Source organism: Mycobacterium sp. E3339 (genome assembly GCF_001666915.1).
GTDB lineage: Bacteria > Actinomycetota > Actinomycetes > Mycobacteriales > Mycobacteriaceae > Mycobacterium.
On record NZ_LZIZ01000056.1, the window covers coordinates 1 to 6,790 of the forward strand.

Consider the following 6,790-nt stretch of genomic DNA (forward strand, 5'->3'; position numbering starts at 1 on the left):
GCGGCGCTGGCCCGTTCTTCAGCGAAGCCCGTTGATCGCGAATGTTTCCACGTAGCGCCGGACAGTATCCGGCTTGGACATGTCGAACGTCTGAGCCTCGTTGACGGTCGAGAACGACCAGATGATTCTCGCCAGCCATTCGCTGGCCGCACTGACGTCGACGCCGGTGCCCACCTCGCCGCGCTCGCGCGCGGCCCGCACATAGGGTTCGAGAAACTGCGTGGTTCGCCGGACCGCGGTGTCACCGTCGGAGATCATGTGCCGCATCAGCTCGGCATCGTCGGCCATCAAACGGTTCCGTGTGCGATGGTCCAGCAAGATTCTGGCATGGGTTTCCGCCATCGCTCCGACCTGCTCGGCCAGCGTTGATTTCTTGGCCATCGCCGCGGCGACTTCGCGGTAGAAGCCTTGTGCGCCATGCTCGATGGCGGCTTGGATGAGGACATCGCGATCGACGAAGTATCGATAGATGGTGCCTCGCGAGACCTTCGCCATGCGCGCCACGTCCTGCACACTCGTGCGCTGGATGCCCAGCTGAGCAAAGCATTCGTTTGCCGCGTCGAGGATCTGGTCACGGCGGTCGACCTCGGCGCCGACCGCCGATTCGCTGGTGACCGGATCAGTCAACATCTCACTCCTACGTGGCCGAGGGCAGTGGTTTCAGCAGTTCATGCTACGCGAGGTGCGCCGTTGCGCTCGGGAGCCCGCACCGGCCTGCTAGTACGGCCGTGTCCCTGTGTGTGCCCGTCCAGCCGCATGAGTGCAAGCCCACTAGGCAGCGGCGGCGGCGGTCTGCAATTATTGGATGATTGAACGGTTGGTGTTCTATTGTTACATCGCAGCAAGGAGTGGTCTTGTCTCGTCTGGAGGACAGATACGCGCTGGTTACCGGCGGGGCTCAGGGGTTGGGAGGGGCCATCGCCGAGGAGTTGGCCAGCCTGGGCGCTCACGTTTCGATCGTCGATCTGAACGGGGAGAAGGGCCTCGAGCGCGTCGAGCGCATACGTGGCAATTCCGGGCGGGCCGCCTTCATCAGGGCCAACGTCGCCCACCGCGATGCCATTGAAGCCGCCGTCCAGGAGGCGGCGGAAACCGGGGGCGGCCGCATCGACGTCTTGGTCAACGCGGCGCAGTTCTTCGCGATGCCAAAGGCTCTGGAACTGGTCACCGATAAGGATTGGGAGCTGTCCGAGGCCACGGGGCCCAAGGCGACATTCCGGTTCATGCAACTCTGCTTTCCGTTCCTCCGCGAGTCGGGGCGGGCGTCGGTGATCAACTTCGTGTCGGGCTCCGCACTCGCCGGCATCGCCTACACCGCTCCCTACTCGGCGGCGAAGGGCGCGGTGGCGGCGCTGACCAAGGTGGCCGCCAACGAGTGGGCTCGCCATCGCATCCGGGTCAACGCGGTCTGCCCGTTCGCCCTCACGGAGGCCCAGGAGAAGTTGATCGGCACCGAGTGGGACAACTACACGCGGACCGCCGCGGCCTCGCCCATGAAGCGCGGCGCCAGCCCCGTGGAGATCGCGCCCGCCGTGGCCTTCCTGGCGGGGGACGGCGCGGCATTCGTGACCGGCACGGTGCTCCACGTCGATGGGGGCATGACCGAACTGTCGACGGTGGATTATTCGCAATCGCCGGGAGTGTTTGGCTAGCAGTCGAATCGATCACAACGCATGACTCCCTTGCCAGACGCTCATCGGCCGGTTCCGGCGCTGACCGCACTGAGTCGGCCCTTCTGGACCGCCGGCGCCGACGGGGTGCTGCGCATGCAACGTTGCACCAACTGCGGGCGGCTGTGTCACCCGCCCGCGCTGCGATGCCCCGTTGACCGCGCGGCCATCGAGTATGTCGACCTCAGCGGCCGCGGGTTAGTCGAATCCTGGACGGTGAATCGGCACCAATGGTTTCCGGGTTTCACGCCGCCCTACCTGATCGCATTCGTCACTCCGGTCGAGGACAGGCGGGCCCGCCTGTTGACCAACCTGGTGAACGTTCATCCCGACGAGGTCACCCCGGACATGCCCGTGCGGGTCGTGTTCGACCGATGCGTAGACGGCGAAGACGAGGTGTTCATTCCATTGTTCGAGCCGGAGCGCTGGTGAAGAGCGCGGTAACCGACCGGGCGATCATCAGCGGCATCGGTCAGTCGGCAATCGGCCGCCGGTTGGGGCGTGATCCGCTGGAGCTGACCGCCGAGGCGTGTCTGGCAGCGGTTGCCGACGCGGGTCTGTCGCTGGCCGACGTCGACGGGCTCACAACCTATCCCGGGTCGTCGCAACCGGGCCTCGGGTTCTCCGGGGCGTCGCTGCGGGACATCCACGACGCGCTGGGAATCCAGCCGAACTGGGTCGCCGGGGGAGTCGAGTCCCCGGGGCAGCTGGGCGCGGTGGTGGACGCGATGCTCGCCGTGGCCGGCGGGCTTGCCAATCATGTCTTGTGTTGGCGCAGCATCTGGGAAGGCACCGCTCAGGGCGCCGGCCGGCGCAAGGGCTACGGGTCGGGCGGCGGGCGTCCCGCCGGAATGCTGGGCTGGCAGATGCCATTTGGTGTGACGGCGGCCAACCTGGCCGCGCTCCAGATCCGCGCGCGGATGTTGCGGTACGGCCTGACGCGGGAGCAGCTCGCATCGATAGCGATCACGCAGCGAGCCCACGCCGCGCGCAACCCCACGGCGATCTATCGCGAGCCGCTCGACCTGGACGCGTATTTGGGCGCGCGCATGGTGTCCGACCCGTTGTGCATGTTCGACTGCGACATCGCTTGTGACGGGGCGACCGCGTTCGTCGTCTCCCGCGCCGAGCACGTCGCCGCGCTGGATCACCCGGCCGTGGCCGTCGAGGCCCTCGACTGCGCCCACCACGACCGGTTCACCTGGGAGGGCGGGGAAGACATCACCCGCATCAGTTCGCGCTGGTCCACGATCTGGGAGCGCACCGATTTCACGATCGCCGATGTCGACGTGGCGTCCTTGTACGACGGGTTCAGCGTCTTCGTCCTCTGCTGGCTGGAGGACTTCGGCTTCTGCCCGGTCGGCGAATCCGGCGCGTGGGTCGCCGATCCGGGGCGCATCTCGCTGGGCGGGCACTTACCCATCAACACCGCCGGGGGGCAGCTATCCGGAGGACGTCTGCACGGCTTCGGGCATCTCCATGAGGCGTGCCTGCAGATCCGTGGCGAGGCCGCCGCGCGACAGGTCGACGGTGCGTCGCTCACCGCGGTTGGGGTGGGGGCGGCCAACAGCGGCACCACCGCAATGCTGCTGCGGCGGGCGTGAGCATGCCGTCGTGCACAATGATCACGCGACTCCGAGGAGGATACCCGTGGCCGAAGATTCGAAGGTGGGCTTCATCGGGCTGGGCAATCTGGGCGCGCCGATGGCCAAGCGGTTGGTCGACTGGCCCGGTGGCCTGATCGTCTTCGACGTCCGGCCCGATGCCACAACGTCGTTCGCCGATGCCGGTGTGCAGGTGGCCGACGACGTGGCTGAGGTGGCCGTCGCCGACATCATCAGTGTGATGGTGCTCAACGACGAGCAGGTGCGCGACGTGGTGGCGCGGCTCGCCCCGCGGGCCAAGCGCGGGACGGTCATCGCGATCCACTCGACGATCGACCACCGGACCGCGGTCGAACTGGCCGCGGAGCTGGAGCCCAACGGCATTCACGTCATCGATGCACCGGTCAGCGGTGGCGTGGAAGCGGTCAAAACGGGTGATCTGGCTGTCATGGTGGGTGCCGAACGCCAGGTCTACGAGAGCGTCAAGCCGGCGTTCAAGCAGTGGGCGTCTATGGTGGTTCACGCCGGAGAACCCGGCGCGGGGACCCGGATGAAGCTGGCGCGCAACATGTTGACTTTCACGTCCTTTGCGGCCGCCTGTGAAGCAATGAAGCTCGCCGAGCGGGCGGGTCTCGATGTGCAAGCCTTCAGTCGGGTCGTGCGCCACACCGATGCACACAGCGGCGGCACCGGAGCGATGATGTTCCGCGACGACATGAGCAAGCCGCTCGCCCCGGACCACTTCCTCTACCAACCCTTCCTGCACACCAGGGAACTGGGAGAAAAGGATCTCGGCCTGGCGCTGGGCCTTGGCGGGGAAGTGGGAGTGGACCTGCCGCTGGCGCAGATCGCTCTGCAGAATCTTGCCGAGGGGCTGGGCGTTCCCCACGCCGCGACCGATTCTGGTTGACCGGGAAGCATCGCGGACATCCGTGTGCCCGACCGATGTGCCAACTGAAATAGGCTCTGAGCTGCGACAACTCTGGTGCCCCCGGCAGGATTCGAACCTGCGACACCGGCTTTAGGAGAGCCGTGCTCTATCCCCTGAGCTACGAGGGCGGACCGCCTGAGCTTACCGGCCGCGTGCGCACCGACTGGCTCAGCGCAATTCCGCGATGACCTTCGCGAAGTTCTTGATGTGGTTGTCCTGCACGGTGACGGACGTGACCCCGTACTTCTCGCGGTAGAAGTTCAACCTGTCGGCCATCTCACGCGGCGTCCCGCTGAGCACCGAGGTCTGCTCGAGCAACTCCTCGTCGGACAGCTCCGGGGCGTATTGCCGGGTCATCCTCAGGTCGGGCATGGTCTCGCCCTCGGCCGGCACAGCGGTGATCGCCAGGTTCAACTCCAGCGAGTCGAACCGGTCGCCGGCGGCGCTGCGGACGAACTCGATGCGTTCGGTCAGCGGGTCGTCGGCCTCCTTCACCCTTGAACCGGTCAGCCCGATGATGTGGGCGTGCCGGGCGGCGATGGTCAGCACCCGGTCGCCATTGCCGGCGATGAGGATCGGCGTCTTCGGGTGATGTTCCTTCAGGTATTTCGTCATGTGCTTGAGGTAGTCGACCCGGGCGCCGGCGCTGGGGTAGGGGAGCTCGGCGGCATCGAACTCTTCCTTCACGTATCCGGTGCCGAGCCCGATCTCGAGGCGGCCGTCACTGAGCTTGTCCAGGTCGCCGAGGTCGCGGCTGAGCAGGGCCGGCTTGTAGAAGGCGGCGTTGAGCACATACATGCTCAGCTTGAGCTTGTCGGTGACCATGGCGGCCGCGGTCAGCGCGGCGATCGGGGAGGCCGCGCCCAAATGGTCCGGCACACAGAGAATGTCGAATCCGACGTCTTCGGCACGCTTCACCTTCTCGACGAATGCCTCGCGCGACTTGATGAAGCGCATGCTCATTCCGAAGCGAATATCCTTGGCCACCAACAACTCCGTTCAACCAATGGGGACAATTACCAACTACGCGCCGCTTCGGCCAATCCGTGCACCAGGGCACTGGTGACCGGCGACAGGCCGTCGGACCCGGGCAGCGGGCTGCGCGGGCTGATCCCGCGCACCCGCGGGGAGAGCTCCAGCTGTGTCCCGCCGCCGCGCACACGGTTCACCGGGTTGCCCGGATGCAGGCCCCGCAACTCCGGCGGGATGTCTTCGAGATCGGTGACCACCTGATAGCCGGTCAACTGGATGTGGCGGGCCAGGTGCGCGGCCAGTGCGCGGTTGCGGCCACCGGCCAGCAGTTGCGTGCTGCGGCCGATGCGGCCGTAGCCGTGCAGCGACACCGCGACGTCGACATGGTCGAGGAATTCGGCGAGCCGGGGCGACTCGGCCGGGTCGAACAACGCCGACGCCAGGTGGTGCGGGTAACGATCGGGGTGGCGCAGTACGTACACCGACGCGCCGGCGGCGTCGGCGGCGCGCTCGGCGATCACGTCGGTCATCTCTTCCAGCCCGCCGCCGTGAATGGCGAGAAAGCCGAACCGCGAACGCAATTGGCTGGACTCGGTCACTCCGGGTTCGGCCAGCAACGCCGAAAGCGATTGCGGCGCAGGCCCGGAGGACGACACCCGGCGCGGCCAGCGGGAGGGATCCCAGCGCCGCAGGAAGTCGATCCAGCGTTGCGGCAACCCGTGCTGAACCGCGCCGTCGATGATCTTCGGCAGGTAACCCGGCCGCGGCGGACCCGGCGTCACCCGGTGGTCGATGTAGACCCAGGCCGGGGCTGGCCCGTCGTCGGTGTGCACGGTCAGCCGGTCGCGCCGGTAGCGCACCGGCACACCCTCGGCGCTGTCCAGCGTCGCCAGGTCGCCGTCGGAGATCTGCCAGACCACGCCGTGCACCTGATTGCCGGCGCACGGCTCGACCGTGGCCACACCCCGCTGGTTGATCAACCAATCGTGATCGGACAGCACCGCCGGCCGCGGATCGGCGGCGTCGGGACACCGCAGCGCCATCTGCCTGACGCACAGGTTCGACCCGTATGCGAAGTAGGCGTGCCGGCGGGCCGGCATTTAGCCGGTCACCGTCAGCCAGATGAGCACCATGTTAAGCAGACTAATCATCACGCCGACGCCCCAACCGATAACCGTTGTGACGGGGTGATTCGTGTCCTCACCCATCAGCTCGCGATCGCTGGTCAGCTTCACCAGCGGCAGCACCGCGAACGGTATGCCGAACGACAGCACAACCTGGGACAGCACCAGCGCGCGGGTGGGGTCGAACCCGAACGCCAGGATCACCAGGGCGGGGCACACCGTGACCAAGCGGCGCACGAGCATCGGAATCTTGCGGTGCAGCAACCCCTGCATGATCATGGCGCCGGCGTAGGCGCCCACCGAGGACGATGCCAGCCCCGACGCCAGCAGTCCGACCGCGAACAGCACCGCGATCGTGGCGCCCAGCGTGTTGTGGATCGCCGAGTAGGCGCCCTCGATGGAGGCGCTGACGTCGCGGTGCTGCAGGTTGATCGCGGCGACCAGCAGCATCGCGGCGTTCACCGTTCCCGCGACGGCCATGGCGAGCAC

At 67.0% G+C, this 6,790-nt stretch carries 8 protein-coding genes and 1 tRNA gene; 4 read left to right on the forward strand and 5 right to left on the reverse strand.

Annotation, left to right across the window (positions count from 1 at the left end; all coding sequences use genetic code 11):
* Window positions 1-18 precede the first annotated feature (18 nt).
* A complete protein-coding gene (locus A5702_RS04550) occupies window positions 19-627 on the reverse strand; it encodes a TetR/AcrR family transcriptional regulator (RefSeq protein WP_231964993.1) in 609 nt (202 codons plus the stop codon).
* A 227-nt stretch (window positions 628-854) separates the two neighbouring features.
* Here A5702_RS04550 and A5702_RS04555 point away from each other — a divergent pair, with 227 nt between their 5' ends.
* From A5702_RS04555 to A5702_RS04570, 4 genes are read left to right on the forward strand one after another with little or no spacing between them, the layout of a single operon-like run.
* Complete coding sequence (locus A5702_RS04555) at window positions 855-1,652, forward strand: SDR family NAD(P)-dependent oxidoreductase (RefSeq protein ID WP_082459950.1); 798 nt, start codon at window positions 855-857, stop codon at window positions 1,650-1,652.
* Window positions 1,653-1,673: 21 nt separating this feature from the next.
* Entirely contained in the window at window positions 1,674-2,102 is a 429-nt protein-coding gene (locus A5702_RS04560) for a Zn-ribbon domain-containing OB-fold protein (protein ID WP_068218622.1), read from the forward strand.
* Complete coding sequence (locus A5702_RS04565; RefSeq protein WP_068218626.1) at window positions 2,099-3,274, forward strand: thiolase family protein; 1,176 nt, start codon at window positions 2,099-2,101, stop codon at window positions 3,272-3,274. The genes A5702_RS04560 and A5702_RS04565 overlap by 4 nt, the downstream gene beginning before the upstream one ends.
* A 46-nt stretch (window positions 3,275-3,320) precedes the next feature.
* Window positions 3,321-4,184 (forward strand): NAD(P)-dependent oxidoreductase, encoded by an 864-nt coding sequence (locus tag A5702_RS04570; RefSeq protein WP_068218629.1) that lies wholly within the window; start codon window positions 3,321-3,323, stop codon window positions 4,182-4,184.
* A gap of 73 nt (window positions 4,185-4,257) precedes the next feature.
* Here the strand turns inward: A5702_RS04570 and A5702_RS04575 are convergent.
* The 4 genes from A5702_RS04575 to A5702_RS04590 form a co-directional block, all read right to left on the reverse strand.
* A tRNA-Arg gene (locus A5702_RS04575) sits at window positions 4,258-4,333 on the reverse strand.
* Between the two features lie 40 nt (window positions 4,334-4,373).
* Window positions 4,374-5,198, reverse strand: a complete 825-nt coding sequence (locus tag A5702_RS04580) for an LLM class F420-dependent oxidoreductase (protein WP_082955944.1) — start codon at window positions 5,196-5,198, stop codon at window positions 4,374-4,376.
* Between the two features lie 23 nt (window positions 5,199-5,221).
* The gene (locus A5702_RS04585) at window positions 5,222-6,277 is read right to left on the reverse strand and encodes a poly-gamma-glutamate hydrolase family protein (RefSeq protein ID WP_055404753.1); all 1,056 of its coding nucleotides are present in this window, start codon (window positions 6,275-6,277) and stop codon (window positions 5,222-5,224) included.
* Window positions 6,278-6,790 (reverse strand): Nramp family divalent metal transporter (locus tag A5702_RS04590; protein ID WP_197506498.1); only part of this gene is annotated, 513 nt, incomplete at its 5' end.

What these genes read in the sequence shown, in the direction of transcription:
- A5702_RS04560 (WP_068218622.1), top strand. Translation starts at nt 1,674, where the DNA reads ATGACTCCCTTGCCAGACGCTCATCGGCCGGTTCCGGCGCTGACCGCA.
- A5702_RS04585 (WP_055404753.1), bottom strand. Translation starts at nt 6,277, where the DNA reads ATGCCGGCCCGCCGGCACGCCTACTTCGCATACGGGTCGAACCTGTGC.